Origin of the sequence: Halobacillus karajensis (assembly GCF_900108515.1) — a bacterium.
Lineage (GTDB): Bacteria > Bacillota > Bacilli > Bacillales > Halobacillaceae > Halobacillus > Halobacillus karajensis.
The window spans coordinates 47,676-63,701 of sequence record NZ_FNWW01000005.1 but is presented as its reverse complement, the minus strand read 5'-3'; the positions used below and the strand labels follow the sequence as shown (position 1 = coordinate 63,701).

General features: G+C 41.4%; 14 protein-coding genes. 4 read left to right on the top strand and 10 right to left on the bottom strand.

Annotated features, from left to right (window positions below):
* Positions 1-121: 121 nt before the first annotated feature.
* The 3 genes from BLW54_RS11450 to BLW54_RS11440 form a co-directional block, all read right to left on the bottom strand.
* Positions 122-1,354: a hypothetical protein gene (locus BLW54_RS11450; protein ID WP_074734758.1), complete on the bottom strand. Its 1,233-nt coding sequence runs from the start codon at positions 1,352-1,354 to the stop codon at positions 122-124.
* Between the two features lie 260 nt (positions 1,355-1,614).
* Positions 1,615-1,986, bottom strand: a complete 372-nt coding sequence (locus BLW54_RS11445) for a VOC family protein (RefSeq protein ID WP_035508254.1) — start codon at positions 1,984-1,986, stop codon at positions 1,615-1,617.
* Between the two features lie 93 nt (positions 1,987-2,079).
* Complete coding sequence (locus BLW54_RS11440) at positions 2,080-2,811, bottom strand: ZIP family metal transporter (protein WP_074734756.1); 732 nt, start codon at positions 2,809-2,811, stop codon at positions 2,080-2,082.
* 506 nt (positions 2,812-3,317) lie between these two features.
* On the opposite strand from BLW54_RS11440, the gene BLW54_RS11430 reads away from it, so the two are divergent.
* Complete coding sequence (locus BLW54_RS11430; RefSeq protein WP_074734752.1) at positions 3,318-3,749, top strand: hypothetical protein; 432 nt, start codon at positions 3,318-3,320, stop codon at positions 3,747-3,749.
* Between the two features lie 113 nt (positions 3,750-3,862).
* Positions 3,863-4,375, top strand: coding sequence for a hypothetical protein (locus BLW54_RS11425; RefSeq protein WP_035508248.1), 513 nt, complete (start codon positions 3,863-3,865; stop codon positions 4,373-4,375).
* Positions 4,376-4,558: 183 nt separating this feature from the next.
* Here the strand turns inward: BLW54_RS11425 and BLW54_RS11420 are convergent, their stop codons facing one another.
* The 4 genes from BLW54_RS11420 to BLW54_RS11405 all read right to left on the bottom strand — a co-directional run bounded on the left by BLW54_RS11420 (position 4,559) and on the right by BLW54_RS11405 (position 8,259).
* Positions 4,559-5,740, bottom strand: coding sequence for an NAD(P)/FAD-dependent oxidoreductase (locus BLW54_RS11420; protein ID WP_074734750.1), 1,182 nt, complete (start codon positions 5,738-5,740; stop codon positions 4,559-4,561).
* Between the two features lie 17 nt (positions 5,741-5,757).
* Positions 5,758-6,189, bottom strand: a complete 432-nt coding sequence (locus BLW54_RS11415; RefSeq protein ID WP_074734748.1) for a helical membrane plugin domain-containing protein — start codon at positions 6,187-6,189, stop codon at positions 5,758-5,760.
* Positions 6,190-6,490: 301 nt separating this feature from the next.
* The gene (locus BLW54_RS11410) at positions 6,491-7,267 is read right to left on the bottom strand and encodes a serine hydrolase (protein WP_083391526.1); all 777 of its coding nucleotides are present in this window, start codon (positions 7,265-7,267) and stop codon (positions 6,491-6,493) included.
* A 71-nt stretch (positions 7,268-7,338) separates the two neighbouring features.
* Positions 7,339-8,259, bottom strand: a complete 921-nt coding sequence (locus tag BLW54_RS11405; RefSeq protein WP_035508241.1) for an aldo/keto reductase — start codon at positions 8,257-8,259, stop codon at positions 7,339-7,341.
* 167 nt (positions 8,260-8,426) lie between these two features.
* On the opposite strand from BLW54_RS11405, the gene BLW54_RS11400 reads away from it, so the two are divergent.
* A complete protein-coding gene (locus BLW54_RS11400) occupies positions 8,427-9,626 on the top strand; it encodes a cytochrome P450 family protein (RefSeq protein WP_074734746.1) in 1,200 nt (399 codons plus the stop codon).
* A gap of 168 nt (positions 9,627-9,794) precedes the next feature.
* Positions 9,795-10,685: a fructose bisphosphate aldolase gene (locus BLW54_RS11395; protein WP_035508236.1), complete on the top strand. Its 891-nt coding sequence runs from the start codon at positions 9,795-9,797 to the stop codon at positions 10,683-10,685.
* 107 nt (positions 10,686-10,792) lie between these two features.
* On the opposite strand, the gene BLW54_RS11390 is transcribed toward BLW54_RS11395, so the two are convergent.
* The 3 genes from BLW54_RS11390 to BLW54_RS11380 all read right to left on the bottom strand — a co-directional run bounded on the left by BLW54_RS11390 (position 10,793) and on the right by BLW54_RS11380 (position 15,867).
* On the bottom strand, positions 10,793-11,803 hold the full coding sequence (locus tag BLW54_RS11390) for a DUF3231 family protein (protein ID WP_074734744.1): 1,011 nt from the start codon (positions 11,801-11,803) through the stop codon (positions 10,793-10,795).
* Between the two features lie 201 nt (positions 11,804-12,004).
* On the bottom strand, positions 12,005-13,831 hold the full coding sequence (locus tag BLW54_RS11385; protein WP_074734742.1) for a methyl-accepting chemotaxis protein: 1,827 nt from the start codon (positions 13,829-13,831) through the stop codon (positions 12,005-12,007).
* A gap of 2 nt (positions 13,832-13,833) precedes the next feature.
* Positions 13,834-15,867, bottom strand: a complete 2,034-nt coding sequence (locus BLW54_RS11380) for an efflux RND transporter permease subunit (protein ID WP_167358811.1) — start codon at positions 15,865-15,867, stop codon at positions 13,834-13,836.
* Positions 15,868-16,026: the final 159 nt, after the last annotated feature.

Here is a 16,026-nt window from a genome sequence, read left to right as displayed (position 1 = left end):
ATGTAAGTTTCTTCTCAAACTCTACCCGCTCCCCCCTGCTCCATAACATAAAAAGGGATGGAATTTTTTAGAGGTTCATAGGTCAGGATAATTCCGTCCTCTTCACTCTACCGATAAACGACTATTTTATTTTCTCTAATATCTGGGTTCCCTCTCTATCTCCATTATTTCCCTGTTTATTTCTTTCCTCTTCTTCAACCTCTTTCATTTGTTTGTAACGTTGCTGCTGCCGATACCCATAAGTCGAAGACAACACCACTTCTTCTTTTTCAAGAGCTGACCCTAAAGCACCGATGATGGTTGACACACTTGTCGCCGTCCACGCAATATAGAAATAATTGATATATCCTACATCCCCTGATAATTGGGACTCTAGCATCCCCATTGGAATGATTGCGATTACTGCGACAGAGAATAAGAGAAACAATAAAAAATAATACAAAGTAACAGTAACCAATAGGGTAAGAATCGTAGCGGTATTATATAATTTTCGGAGATAATCGGCCCTGTTTTCATTTGGTTTCTCCCACAACTTGTGGGCAAGGATGATCCATCCAACCATTGCCAAAATCGACAAAATTGAAAGCATGAACATACGCCAAACGCCATAATTATCACTCAGCATCCATAAAGTAGGGAAAACGAGTGCATAAGCCCCCGTTGTAAAAGCAATAATAATGACCTTCATAAACGCCGGGAACATGGCCCACGGCCTATTAGCACGTACCATTCCTGATAAGAGCCGCAATGCACCGCTAATCTGCGATTTCACCGTGAATCGGACGTCAATATTTGATTCGTCATCATCAGGGGTTTCCCGTTGAATTCGAGAGAGTATGTCCACCCCTCTCTTGCCAATTAGTCTTTTCGAACTTTTATTTTTCAGTTCGTCCTCGTGCTTATTATCTTTTGATTGAATTCTTTCTTCCGCTTGTTTCCTATCTTTTTCGGAACTACCATAATACATTTCATTGACCAATTGGAGAATGGACTCCCTGACCCGCTTAAACATGGGAGTTGAACCCAGACCCGGGAGGCTGATTAAGGCCACATTCCCCTCTTCATAAGCCTCCGCTATAATGGGTCTTTTCCCTTTGAATAAAGGCAGATCGGTCATACAGACTGCAAAATCCCACCCTTCCTCAGACTTTTTTTCCAGTGTTGCCCTCAATACCTCGCTAGACTCTTCCGTCGCCCCCGTCAGTGGGTCCACCATATACTTCACATCCCAGTCGTAACGGTCCTCTACGTAATAGCTGAGCAAATCAGGCAATTGATTGTTTAATTTCTCCCCTAGTTCTTTGGGGTATCCTGGCGCAGTAATTAAGCCTATCTTTTTCGTTGATTTGCTCATGATCTCCCCTCCTGTTTCTCAGATTTTTATCGCCTAAAAATATATAACCAAAAATAAATTCTTTAAACGGATAGAAAAGGAATTTTGTAGAAAATCCTTTTCTAAATGCGACAAAACTAGAATGGTGTCGATCTCCATCCCCCACCTATCAACAGCATAAAAAAAAGAGGACTCCACAAAACATCCTCTTTCTTGTAAAATTGCTTTTTCCGCCAAAAAAAGCCCAGAACAAGAACTCTCCGGGCTTTTTTAATATTTTATTATTGGTTGAATTCGATTAAATTCCCGTCAGGGTCACTGATGTACACTTGATGCCATTCCGTTTTATTTTCGGGCTTATTCAAAATTTCCACTTCCTGTTCTTCCATTCGGCTGATAAAGGCTTCGATATCTTTCACTCTTACCGCAAAGTGGCCATCACGGGAATCGATTACTGTCGTTCCCCGGAATGTTCGACCTTCTTTATATTCAATCAGGTGAACCTGGGTCAAACCAACCTGATACCAAGCTCCTGGAAATCCGAAATCCGGCCGGTCCGGACTTTCCTCAAACCCCAATATGTCCCCATAAAAGTGTTTAGCCCTCTCGATATCTGCTACCAATATGGATACGTGATGAATCCCTTCATACATTGCTTCCACTCCTCTTCTTCTTTTCTATCAGTGTAATCGATCATAAAGAAATCTCAAAACTTCCAATATCCAGATTTATTTTGGATTTCATGACTATCTGAACCACTCAACGATACCAATCATGCTCAGCAATCCAAATAGAAAGGAAAATGTAGCAAGACGTTCGTATCCATGACCGTGTGTTTCCGGAATCAGTTCCTTGTAAACAATGAACAACATAGCGCCGGCAGCAAATGCTAGTCCATAAGGGACAAGAAATAAAGCGACGTGAACTAAAGAGTATCCAATAAAACTGGCCAGACATTCGATAAGTCCTGTACCAAACGCCAGCATGATTGCCACTCTCCGGCGCGCATCTTGATTCAGTAAAAACATCGCAACAAGAAACCCTTCCGGTGCATTCTGCAATCCCATAGAAAGGGCGACCACAAAGCCGAGGTTCTCCACCTCACTCGCCAAACCAGCCCCAACCGATAAACCTTCTGGTATATTGTGCAAGGTCATAGCCAAAAGGAGCATAACTGACTGCTGGGGCAATACCACATCTGTACGAGTGTGGTCAACATCCATATGCGGAATGACGTATTCAAGGATATTCAATAATAACGCTCCTGCCAGTACTCCGAAACAAAGTACATACAAATTTGTTAATTTCAAAGATGCTGGAATGAGTCCATATGTAGAGGCTGCCACCATAATCCCAGCCGTGTAGGCTAAGATACTGTCCATCCGTCTGTGAGATATGTTTTTGAACAACAGTGCAGGAATAGCTCCAACTCCTGTTGCAAAAGCGGATAGGATCATGACTATAAAATTCCACTCCATCGTGTGTCCACCTCCGGCCCCTCGCTTAAGAAAATATATGTGCCATGGCAAAATGATAGCACTGCTTGCCCATATGAATGTCCTCCATCAGGAGGCGTTTTATCCTCCCAGAAATAACCCATTCCACCCCATCTATAAAAGGAAATCGTACGGACTTGCGGCAGGGGCATCGCTACAACGACAAGAGCCACCTTCACATCCCCCGAGATCTCCCATCCTTATAAAGTTCCTTGTATGCCGTGGGAGCGAACAACTTTCTACCCCCTCTTCCGATAAAATGGGGAGTCTCCATATCCATGATCATTAGAGTTCCGATCAAAATCGCCAACCATGCGTTCCCCTCACAAAATAGCAGACACCTCGATGAGTGATCGAACAACAGGTTTATTAATCCAGACAATGAAAAATAACGATCTGTCCTTATATGAGCGCATAGTACCTTGGTAAGAATTAAAGTTTAAATTATACTTACTATAATAGTTTTATGAAAGGTACGTGATTTTGTCATGCTTTATATATGGAAGATTGAAGAGATCATTAAAAACACGCTTCAGGAACACGGTTTGGATATCAATTATGAAATTAATAATAAGCTTCCTGCTCCGATGAGTTATAATGTTTCTACAAATACAGTGAATTTTAACTATCTACAAATCAATGGGTATATAAGTAAGATAAAGATAAAGATAAAGGAGTCAGAGGAAAATTTTGTTAAAATTATCCTTTATCATGAGATTGGCTATTATCTTACTTTCAAAAAACATAAGCATGACCTTAGGACGCTTATGTACGGGGAAGATGAAGAAGTAGAGGAACTGAAGTCTACGATTGAAACGAACGCCTGGGAATATGGCCGTACTTTAGTCCCTGATTCTCTTATAGAATCTTATGACCTTATGCGTGAAAGAGACGAGGAACTCATCCAGGGTCTAAAATAAATTTTTTAATTTTGTAAAATATCTATAGAAGTGGAAGGTCATTGGATACAATTTGTAGAAATAGTTAACAGTCACTACATGATTACGCTTAATAAAAAAGGAAGGTGAATGGTATGTTCAAGAATCGTTTATTCAAGAATGTTCTATTCCGATGGATGCCGCATAAAGAACAAAGCATTTGTGAGAAGAGATTAGTCAACGTTATCAAACGCTTCAAGGTAGACGATTTTAATTTTAATTGGGATCGTAACAGTTGTTATGTAGAGTTTACATACCAGGGAGAAGGATATTGTTTAGAACATTCCGTGGATAAAGCCAGAGAAAAAGGGATTATCCTAAGGAATGGCTTGGATTGCTTGAATGAATTAACCCAGTCACTGGAGGATTTAGGCATGATCATTGATCGGGGGATGTATGATTTCGACAAATGGATTACAGGTATGAAGCAGTCACCTTCCCCTTCCACAAAGGAAAGTCCAGAAGTTGAGGAAGAATTTCATATTAAATATAAATCTCTAGGAAAGCAAAAAACATCCGGGGAAGAGACGATTGCATTGAAGCCTGATCCTTCGTTTAAAAATTACGAGGAAGATCACCCATCAGTCAAACGAGCGCAAATCAAATAAATTAAAAGAGCTGTCCCCTACGGAAATAGGGAGCAGCTCTTTTAATTTATAATTTATCACCTTTTCACAATAATCTGGAAAATATGAGACTTCACTAAAAACATAAAAACGCCTGTTTCCATCCTTTATGTAACGGATGGAAACAGGCGTTTGGTTAGGATCATTCCAATGATACGAATAAAATTAGTAAGCTAGTGCAAAAAGCCCTTTAATGTGGGAAAGATAACGTACGTTACTAGCTTCTTTCATAACAGAAGCCGGAAGTCCTTTCAATGGTGTCTGGTTTGCACCAACGAAGGCGACCGCATCTTTACGACCAAGGCTTGCAAGCGTACCTGAGTTCACTGGTTCAAACTCTTCGAAGCTCTTATCCTGCAGGTAGGCAAACAAATTGTAACCAACTGTTTCACCCATCTGCCAAGCGATTTGTGCGGTTGGCGGCTGTGGACGCTCTTCACCCGGTTTAAAGTAAACAGCACTGTCACCAACGACAAATACGTCTTCGTGGGAGACGGATTGAAGATAATTATTCACAGACGCACGGCCGCGATTCACTTCAATTCCGGATTCACCGACAAGCGGGTTCCCTGCTACTCCACCTGTCCAGACAAACGTGTTTGCTGTAAGCTTACGCCCGTCTTTTAATTCAATCACATTTCCTTCTACGTTCGTTACAGGAAGTTCTGTTAAGAATTCAACACCGCGCGCTTCAAGGCTCTTCGTTGCTCTTTCAATCAAGTGATCAGGTAGCATCGGAAGGATTTTCGGCATAGCTTCCACAAGAGTCAGCTTGATTTCATCTGGGTTGACACCGTATTTCTTAGCCATAGCCGGTGTCTCATCAGCTAATTCTCCAACAAGCTCAACGCCTGTCAAGCCACCGCCGCCAATAACAATGTGCGCATCTGCTTCATTATTCGATGCCGCATAATCACGAATGCGGGATTCGACATGTTCACGAATCTTATTCGCATCTTCTGCAGATTTCAGTACCATGCTGTGCTCTTTAAGACCAGGAATGCCGAAGTAGTTTGTCACACTACCAAGCGCAACAACCAAGGCATCATAGAAAAGTTCAGAACCATCCTGAAGAGTTACTTTCTTGTTGTCTGCTGAAAAAGATTCAACAGTCGCTACCTTCAAATTGATGTTTTTACCTTTTAGCAGTTTCTCAAGAGGAAGCGCCGCCGCCTGCTCGGAAATATTACCCGACGCCAAGCGGTGCAATTCGGTAATAATTTGGTGTGTTGGCGTTTTATTAACGATGGTAACATTCGCTTCTGATGCATCCATGTATTGACGGACAGACAAAGCAGCTAAAAGGCCTCCGTAGCCGCCGCCTAAAATGACGATTTCTTTTGACATGTTGATTCCTCCATTTCTTACTCTTTGTGATTACGTTCAGCGGATACTTTCAAGTATGCATTAATGAAGCGGAACATTTTTTGAGCTTGAGGATCTTTCAACATCTTCATCAAGCCGAATAGTCCGATAACTTCTGAGCTGTTATCCGCCTGGTCTTTCGCTTCAATTGCGTTCTGCGCCACTTCTTTAGCAGAAGCTTTCAAGGGCTCAGCCACTTCTGACATGAACTCAACCGTGTCGCGCTTAAGAACTTCGTCTGATGCCAGCGATTGAACCGTGTCGTAAGAGCTGGAAAGAATCTTAACCAATTCGGTAAGTTTCGGAAGCTCCTTCACAAGAACAGTTAAGGATTCCTGTACTTCAGGCTCCAATAGTTGGTCGAGCAGTTCACGCTCGTCACGAGCAACATTTGTCTGCCCGTCTTTTTCTGTTGTGAATGAATCTGCCATATCCACTTCTCCTTTTTTGAGCCAAGAGCTCATTTTTTATAAGTAAATTAAATAGTACAAGCAATGAAAGGCTTTTCTGTTCTAAAACAGAAAGAAGAGCCATTTTTATATCCAACGTTACTAGAGTAAAATATAATCTTGTGAAGCACAACACATTCTGACAAAATAACTGCTTTCATGATAGAAATTTTTCATTTCCACGCTTGTTCCTCAACATTTTCTTACAAAATTTCTCTTGTATCTCTATTTTTATCATTCGCTAAAGTTCTTTTCTCATTCTTAGGAAAATGAGAAGAACGAATTATAAACGAAAGATTTCCTCCTTGATTACTTTTCCGATGTCCCCCAGCGCTCTTCGCCCAGCTTCACCTTCTGCGAGTTGGTGAAACATTACAACAGCATAAACCTTTTGCTCCCGATACTTAAAAATGCCGAGATCATGACATATACCCGGGAGTTGGCCCGTTTTCGTAGCGAACTTAATGTTCGAATCCGTCATATATGCTGGAAGTCCTGAGGTATATCGTTGGTGCTGTAAGATCTCTATCATCTGTGTGGCTCCGCTTTTCCCGCCGATTTTCCCCTGATCCAAAGCAGTTATAAGCCGCATCATATCTGAAGCAGTTGTCGTGTTATTTATCCCCGCCTGCATCGCATCGAAATCCATGAAAAGACGACGGATTTTTGTAGATGGGCATCCTAAGCTTTGGCATAGATCATTGATTGCAGAAATCCCAAGTTCATCCATGAGAATATTAGAGGCGGTATTATCCGATACCACAATCATCAGGGTCAATAAATCTTCAAATTCCATGCAAGCGCTTTCTGTTAAAAGAGAAAGGACCCCATCCCCACCCACACGGTCTTTAGGGGAAATCGAAATCCTCTCAGAGAAATCGATCATTTCTTCATCTCTTTGTCTAAATGCTTCCATAAGTATAGGGATTTTTATAGTGCTTGCTGCGGGGAGGACACAGTCTTCATTTATTCGAACGGAATGATCCCCATATCGAATAAAAATACTTACTTCAGCATCCACGTTCGCGGCTAGTTTCGCAATAGAAACGTCCCAAGACATATCTGTTTGACTTCCTTTCCCTTCTCAACCAACAAAGCTTCCACAATGGTATGATTAGTCTTTTGTATCACTTAAGGAAGGTTGTTTCCAGCGGACCGGTAGAGCTCGTACCACTCCTGGCGGGATAGTGTTATATCAAAAGCTTTAGTTATGTCCGTCAATCGCTGGGTATTCATTGTCCCTACCACCGGCTGGATATTTGCGGGGTGACGAAGAATCCACGCTATTGCAATGGCAGAATCGGTAACCTCGTATTTCTCCGCAAGTTCTTGAAGCTTCTTGTTCACTTCGGGAAAGGAATCATTCCCCACAAAAGGACCTTCAATCATCCCATGCTGGAAAGGAGACCATGCCTGGACCGTAATGTCATTCAAACGGCAGTAATCTAACACATGACCATCTCTATTAATGGAAGGGTCATTCTGCATATTCACATTAAATCCTGCATCAATCATTGGTGTATGCACAAGACTCAACTGTAGTTGATTGATCATTAGATGTTCATCCCCTAGATATTTGTTGAGCAATTCCATTTGCATTGGATTTTGATTGCTGACTCCAAAGAAACGTACTTTTCCACTTTCTTTTAGGACTGCAAATGCTTCGGCAACTTCTTCCGGTTCTATTAATACATCAGGACGATGAAGGAGCAAGCTGTCAATATAGTCAGTGTTTAAACGCTTTAAGCTCCCCTCCACGGACGCTAAAATATGTTCTTTCGAAAAATCAAAAAATCCCTTGCGAATCCCACACTTTGTCTGAATTTTAATGCTTTCTCGCCCATCCTCATTTAAATTCAAAGCTTGAGCAAAAACAGATTCGGATTCCCCTTTTCCATAAATATCTGCATGGTCGAACAAGTCCACTCCATTTTCTAGAGCATTGGCAAGCACTTCAGACGCATCCCTAATAGGAAGTTCTCCCATTCTCATACATCCAAGAGAAATAGCGCCAACCTCTAAATCACTCTTCCCTAACTTTAATTTCCTCAAAATCCCTCACCCCTCCATCTATATTCACTCCCATCCTATCACTTTCCACCAAGAACCTTAATGATTAACACTCCCTCTGGAATATATGGTTTGTGGAGGCAGGAGTATTTCCTTTATAATCCATTTATAGGGAGCTATTTTGATTTAATCTAAGGAGGAAGAATGAAATGGGGAATTTAGAAAGTCTTTATCAATCCAACTTCAAAAAGGATGCCTACTCTTTTTATTGTAATCAGCGTAAACACCAACCCATTTTCCCGATGCCATATGATGGAAACCGTCAATCCTGGATCATAACAAAATATGATCATGTAAAAGAATTATTGAAATCCAACAGCTTCATTAAAGACCAAAGTAAATTCCTTTCTTCTACACGGGAAAGCGATGAATTTAACATCTTTCAAAATATGATGCTTGACGTCGATCCACCTGACCATACGAGACTCCGTAAACTTGTCCAGCCTTACTTCAATCCTAAAACCATAAAACAATTAGAACCACGCATTCGCGAAATTTCTGATAACCTTTTAGAGGAAATGAAACAAAAAGATACACCTGTAGATTTAATTGATGACTATGCCTTCCCCCTTCCAATCATTGTTATTAGTGAACTGCTTGGTGTACCAGCAGAAGATCGGGACATATTCAGAAAATGGTCCAATACGATTGTTTCTGCTTCCAATGAAATGGAAACCGATTTTATGGAAGATGTCCAAGCTTTCACTACATACTTAACAGACCTTTTTGAACAAAGAAAGAACCACCCTGCAGACGATTTGATCTCCCACCTGTTGAAAACCGAAGAAGATGGGGAACAACTGACAAGAAACGAACTTTATTCAATGGTTGTTTTGCTGATCATTGCCGGGCATGAAACCACTGTCAACCTCATCGGCAATACGATGTATGCTTTGTTTAAGCACCCGAATCAACTGGAAAGCCTCAAAAATGACCCAGCCCTTATCCCAGGGGCGATTGAAGAAGGCCTCCGTTATTACAGCCCTGTCGATTTTTCTACAGCTCGGTGGGCAGAAAATGACCTGAATTTTCACGGCCAGATCATTCGTCGTGGCGACCTGGTTATGGCGTCCATCAGCTCTGCCAACAGAGATGAAGAGAAATTCGATCATCCTCATTTGTTTGATATAACTAGAAAGCGAAACGCCCACGTTGCCTTTGGATTTGGCATTCACTTCTGCCTTGGAGCTCCGCTCGCCCGAATGGAAGGAAAAATAGCACTGGAAAAATTGTTACATGCCTTTCCTAAGATTGGTTTGGATGAAACATCACCAGCACCACAGTGGCGCTCTGTCTTTCTTCTACGAGGATTAGAAGCTCTTCCTGTGGTGTTAAATAGTGAATCTTAAGAGTCCCACTGAATGAATAAACGCCGATAAACCAAGCAGCAGCCCTGTATTTTTACGCTTCCAGGATGATATTAAAACTTCTCTTCTCATGTGAGGTTATGTATGAAAGAATGTGGGGAAAGGTAGGATAGGAATTATTTTTTCACACTAGAAAAAGGAGTGGAAAGCATGAATAACCAACAATTCGATAAGATTAAAAACGGAAAAGGCTTTATCGCTGCTCTCGACCAAAGCGGTGGAAGTACCCCCAAAGCATTAGCGGCTTATGGTGTACCGGAAGATTCTTATTCCGAAGAGGATGAGATGTTTGACCTTGTTCATGAGATGCGGACAAGAATTATTACATCCCCTGCTTTTAACGCGGATCAAATTCTTGGCGCCATTTTATTTGAACAGACCATGGACCGTGAAATTAAAGGACAATATACAGCTGATTATCTTGCCGGCAAAGGAATTGTGCCTTTCCTTAAAGTAGATAAAGGATTAGCTGAAAAAGAAAACGGGGTTCAGTTAATGAAACCGATCAATGATTTAGACGAGACACTCCGACGTGCCAAGGAACGAAATATTTTTGGTACCAAAATGAGATCCGTCATTCACGAGCCGAACAAGAGCGGTATTAAAAGTGTCGTGGATCAGCAGTTTGAAATCGGTCAACGTATTATCGATTCTGATCTCATCCCGATCATCGAACCGGAAGTAAATATTCATAGCGAGAATAAAGAAAAATGTGAAGAAATCCTCCATGATGAGATTTTGCAACATCTCAATGGATTGTCTGAAGATGAAAATGTCATGCTGAAGCTCACTATTCCAACACAGCCGAACGCTTATAAAGAGTTGGTCGACCACCCACGAGTTATTCGTGTCGTCGCTCTTTCCGGTGGCTACTCCCGAGAAGAGGCAAATGAAAAATTGAAAGAAAATGAAGGTCTTATTGCAAGTTTCTCCCGGGCTTTGGCTGCAGACTTAAATGCTAAACAATCCGATGAAGAATTCAATCAATCCTTACAAGAGGCGGTAACTTCCATTTTCGATGCTTCTATGAATAAGAAGTAGGAAGAGCCAGACACTTCATCAATCATCATTACATTCTAGCTTTCCATAACTAATTGGAAAAAAGCCTAAAGCTGTTGACAGCCTTAGGCTTTTCATTTTTCAGGTGATCACTTTTCTTTTCCCAGTTGATCTCGATCGGGTGCCGCTGGTGGCTCTTCCATCCATTTATTCTTTATCATCAGCTCTACCCCATCTTTCCCAAATCGCCCCACCTCAAGGGATAGTCGTTCATAATTCAAAACCAAATCGCTTCTCTGACTCGCAGCAGCTGCTGTGGCATAATTGCCTAAACCTGCTGAAGTAAGGAGACTCACTTGAAACATCATCAATCTATCCGAAAAAACAGGAATTGTACTGTCCGTGACTGCATGATCAGAAGAAATAGGGGCCTGAATATCATCGTTTATTAAGGCCTCAGAAAGAAGTTGAATATGCTTCTTTGAAATGTCCTTTCCCCTTCTCATAAACTGGCTCACTTCTTTAGATCGAGAAGACTGCATAAAACTCGACATAAGCATGAGCCCAATCTGATTAGTCTCTATGTTCAAGCTTAAATGAGTGATCTCAATAGCATTTAAAGTGCGATGCTTTTTTAAAGGATTGAGTCCGCTCAAATATCCAACATCGTTAATAAAAGAAAACTGTTTGGGGTAGGGGATATACGGCTTCTTTAAGAACACTCCCTTGTCTAAAGCAACCTCAGAAGCCGTCCGGTATAAATCCTGTACCTGATTTAATGCTTGTCCATAATAATCCTGAACATCTCTTCTGGAAGCAATCGATAAGTTAGTGGAATGAACGAGCATGCCTACACGCCCCATATGCAGCATAAATGTAAGCTTAAAAATATCCGTAAAAAGATCCGGGGCTTGAAGTTCTATATCCTTTTCTGAGAATCCATAAGGAGTGGGTAAGTTCTCTTTTTGAAAAATGGACTCCATGTGGTCGACCTGCTGTTCAGCTATCTTTAAGGCTTTATAAATAACCGTCTTTACTTCCTCATCCCTCACTTTTTCATACATAAATCGAACGAATTGGAGAGACATACTATCGTATAAGTAGGAGGTCCACAAACTTCCAAGTTCAGAAGCTGTCAGGTCTATTTTCTCATTACTCATTTGAAACCTCCCTTACCATTCTTCTTTTCCTTAATTTGTGCAGACCGATCGATATTCATACACCAAAGAATAAATGGACAAGAGGGCGATTGATTTCCCACAAATTTAAGCCAATCCTTTAAATTAACGTTTGGTTGCCTTATGATCTAAAAAATTAAAAGCCTTCCCTCATTGTTAAATAGAGAGAAGGCTTTTAATTTTTTATCTAAAGAGGTCCAACAAGCGATCCCAGAAGCTTTTTTCCTCTTCTTCCTCGGGAGCTTGCTTTTCTTCTTCCTCTTTTTTTATACTTTCTGTTTTTATGACAAATTGTACAGAACCTACGTTTTCATTTTGTGAGGATACAAATGAGACGGGGTCAAAATCAGATTTATCATATTCATCTACCATTTGGTCAATCTCTGAATCAATTTGACCAGGGAGATCACTTGTGGATGAGGCCAGTTCTGAAGTTCCATTATGAAGTTCAGCTGCACCGCTTTCCAATTTGGACGTTCCATTGGTCAATTCCCCGATACCGCTATGGAGTTCTCCATATGAACCAGCGAGCTGATCAACACCGCTCGTGTATTCAGTAAGACCTGCATGAAATTCATTATAGTTGGACGACATGGATTGCAATCCTTGCTGCAGTTCCTTCAGCGATTGTGCAATGTCCATGTTGTCAAGACTGTTCCCTACTTGGTCAGCTATCGAATGGAGGCTGCTACTCATTTCACTCAGGGAGCCGATACTCTTTTCTAAGGAAGGGCCAACGGCATTAAAAGCTTCTTTTACATTTGCGTATGTTTCTTTTGTTGTTTTTGCCGCCTTATAAGTTTCCACAAGCTTGTCGACGACTTCCTTATCTGCTCCACTTTCATACAATTTCTGAATGTCTTCTTCTGAAATTTGGGAAGCAGGCAGGGACTCAATCGACTGGCTCAATGCCTGGTTAGCTTGCCCATACCGATCTTTTAAATTCGTAAGGCCTTCTTCCGTTTTCTTCAGTCCTCCAGCAATTTGGCGGAGTCCATCTTCCATCTTCGTCAAGTCACTTAGATCTATTTCACCGGAACCTGCACGGACAGAATCACTCATTTGCTGTAGGAGGGCTTTAATAGAAGCTGATCCTTCAACGAGCTCTGAAGAACCGTTACTCACCCCCTGAATCCCGCTTTTATATTCCTTAGAACCGTCATAGAGACTTGCGGCTCCATTGTTTAGGTCAGAAATTCCTGTCTTCAGCTCACCTACACCTTTATTAATTTCTGCTGTAGCATCAGATAAGGAACTCATATCGTTCTTCATGCCACCGACATCAGGAGCATCAATGGACATGGAAGATGGAATGGCAGCAAACTCGATGCTTTCCATTTCCATGTCTGAAACATCTGCCTTTACAGCAAAACTCCCCTCTTTTTCAGGCATAACAGTAAACGTCACTTGTCGGTTTTTCCCGGCATTCGCCACCGATCCTTCTGGAGCTTGAATGTTTTCATAAATATTGGAATCGAATTGAAGTGTAATTTGCATCAAATAATTATTGAAAAAGACTTCTTCGACCTTTTCATCTTTCTGAGTATCAATATTAATCTGAAGCTCACCGTCTTTTCCAGCCAATTCTTCCGGGGGCAACGTTTCCCCATTCAATTGATAGGAAACATTGATATCCCAAGGAAGGGGCTTCCCCTCCAAATTTCCTTGGTAATAAAACTCTTCTTCTTGTGCTGTTAACTCAATTTTCTCTTCTTTTTGTTGAATTTCAGTGAGGTCTGTCAGATTCTGGACGCTTGTGTAAGGGCCATAATCGACAATCTTCCCCTGATCTTCAATCGTAAAATTGTTGACGACATACATTTCTTCTTGATCACCAGCTGCGTTAAGTGTCGCATAGACCACTTCATGCTTTTCGGAATAGGACCCTTTTTTCTCCTTATCTCCTTCTTCTGATGAGTCATTTTTCTCTGCCGATACCGGAGCAACCGGAGCAGTCCCAAGAACAAGAAGAAACGCAAGGAATATTGCAGTCATACGTTGTGCTCTCATTATCATTTCTCCTTATAAAAGTTTGCTTTCCATGTTGTCTTTTTAATTATATAGTCCAGTACAACCAACAAGGCGGGAAGCACGAATACAACCATAATGAATGCAAGCAGTGCCCCGCGTCCAAGCAGTAATCCAATGGATGACACAATTGGATTGGAAGAGGTCACCCATAAAATAAACCCAACACTTGATAAAATCGAAGCCGATACAAAAATGGCAAAAATTTTATCATCGATGGTTTTCTTAATCGCTGGCCGTGCAGACATTTCTTTTCGAAGATGGTTATAATTTTCCGTAAATAATATCGCATAGTCGACGGTCGCTGCTAACTGGATGGTGCTAATGAGCAGATAGCCGACATAAACAAGCGGGGTCTCCATGAAGTATGGAAATGACAAGTTAACCCAGACGGAGGCTTGTATCGTCAATAACAACACAAGTGGAATAGAGATCGACTTGAATGTTACCAAGAGGACCAGTGTTACTGTAAGGATCGTCATCCAATTCACTAGCTTGTTGTCATCTTGAACGATATTTTTCATGTCATATAATGTTACACTTTCCCCTAAAAGATGGGTTTCATCATAATAAGAATCCGCCTTCGCTTGAACTTCTTCAATTAGAGAAAAAGCTTCTTCTCCTTCGGCATCCGTATCCGTATATAGAGTAATTCGAGCATAATTACCGGAATAAAAAGACTCGGTCACCGATTCTTCTATATAGGCCGGCGGAATCGCTGCGCTTACCGTATTGACATATGAAAGCACACTAGAAACTTGTGGAAGGTCCTCTAACTCTTGGACAAGCTCTTCCTCTTTCCCTCTATCTCCTTCAGGAACGAGTAAAACCATCGGCATATTCTTCCCGAACTCTTCCTGAATCGCTGTTACATCTTGACCTGCCCTCGTGTTCTGCGGATGTTCACCAGTTCCGTAGATAAATGATGTATGGCTTTGGGCCAAAAAGGCAGGAACAATAATCAATACGATTAGAACTAAACTTGGAATACGTAATTTCATGACACGCTTGCCGATATTTTTAAAATCGGGCACAAAAGAACGGTGCTGAGTGCGGTCAATCCAATGGTAGAACATCAATGTCAATGCTGGTAAAAAGACCATGACACTGATGAAACTCAATAAAATACCTTTCAACAAATTTAATCCGAGATCGGCTCCGATGCCGAAGTCCATGAAGGTAAGAGCTGTAAACCCGAAAAAGGTTGTCGATGCACTAGCAACAATCGCAGGAAAGGACCGTTTAATCGCAAGCTGCATCGCTTGCTTAGGGTCTGAGACTTCTTTACGGAAATCAGAAAAACTATGGAGAAGGAAAATCGCATAATCAAGCGAAACCGCCAGTTGCAGAATAGGGGCTACTGACTGGGTTACAAAGGACACCTCTCCAATAAAAATATTTGTTCCTAAGTTTATAAGCACAGATACCCCGATTGCTGTCAAGAAGAACACTGGCTCCATCCATGAATTCGTGGATAAGATCAAAATCAGTATAATGATCGGAACAAGCAGGGCTCCGGCATACATCGATTCACTACCGGCCATTTTCTGTGATGTTGCCGTATTCACGGCTTCCCCAGAAACCGCATTCTCTTCACCAATTAGTTGATAAATCTCATCCGTTGCCTCTACTTCATATCCCTCATCAATATGCAAAGAGTACAAAGCGGAATTGTTCTGGTAATAGGACTCAATCGTATCCGAATTGCCCATTTCCAGAGGCACTTTTAGATCGACGACATCATCAAGCCAGGTAACCTGACTGACTCCTTCAATCGATTCTAATTCTTCCTTATAGGTAAGGGCCTCTGTAATCGAGACCTCTTTAACCATGACACGCGCATTCTCCACAGGTTCATCGAACTCATCTTCCATCAGATCCATCGCCTCCATGGACGGAGAATCCTTCGGAAGATAATCAACCATATTATAATTGACCGAGACGGCGAACTGCGCGACCGTACTGAGTAAGGTTATAATCATAAATATAATGACAATACTTTTCTTATGCTTAATCATCCTTGATATCAAACCATCAATAAGACGTCACCCTCTCTTGCAAATCCCATTTACTCACTTTATCATTTTATTAACACTGTGTTGGATATTCAACAAACAGTTCCTTATTTATCGTTAGTTTCCCAACATATCGAATACATCTGTTGGATTGTCACATAA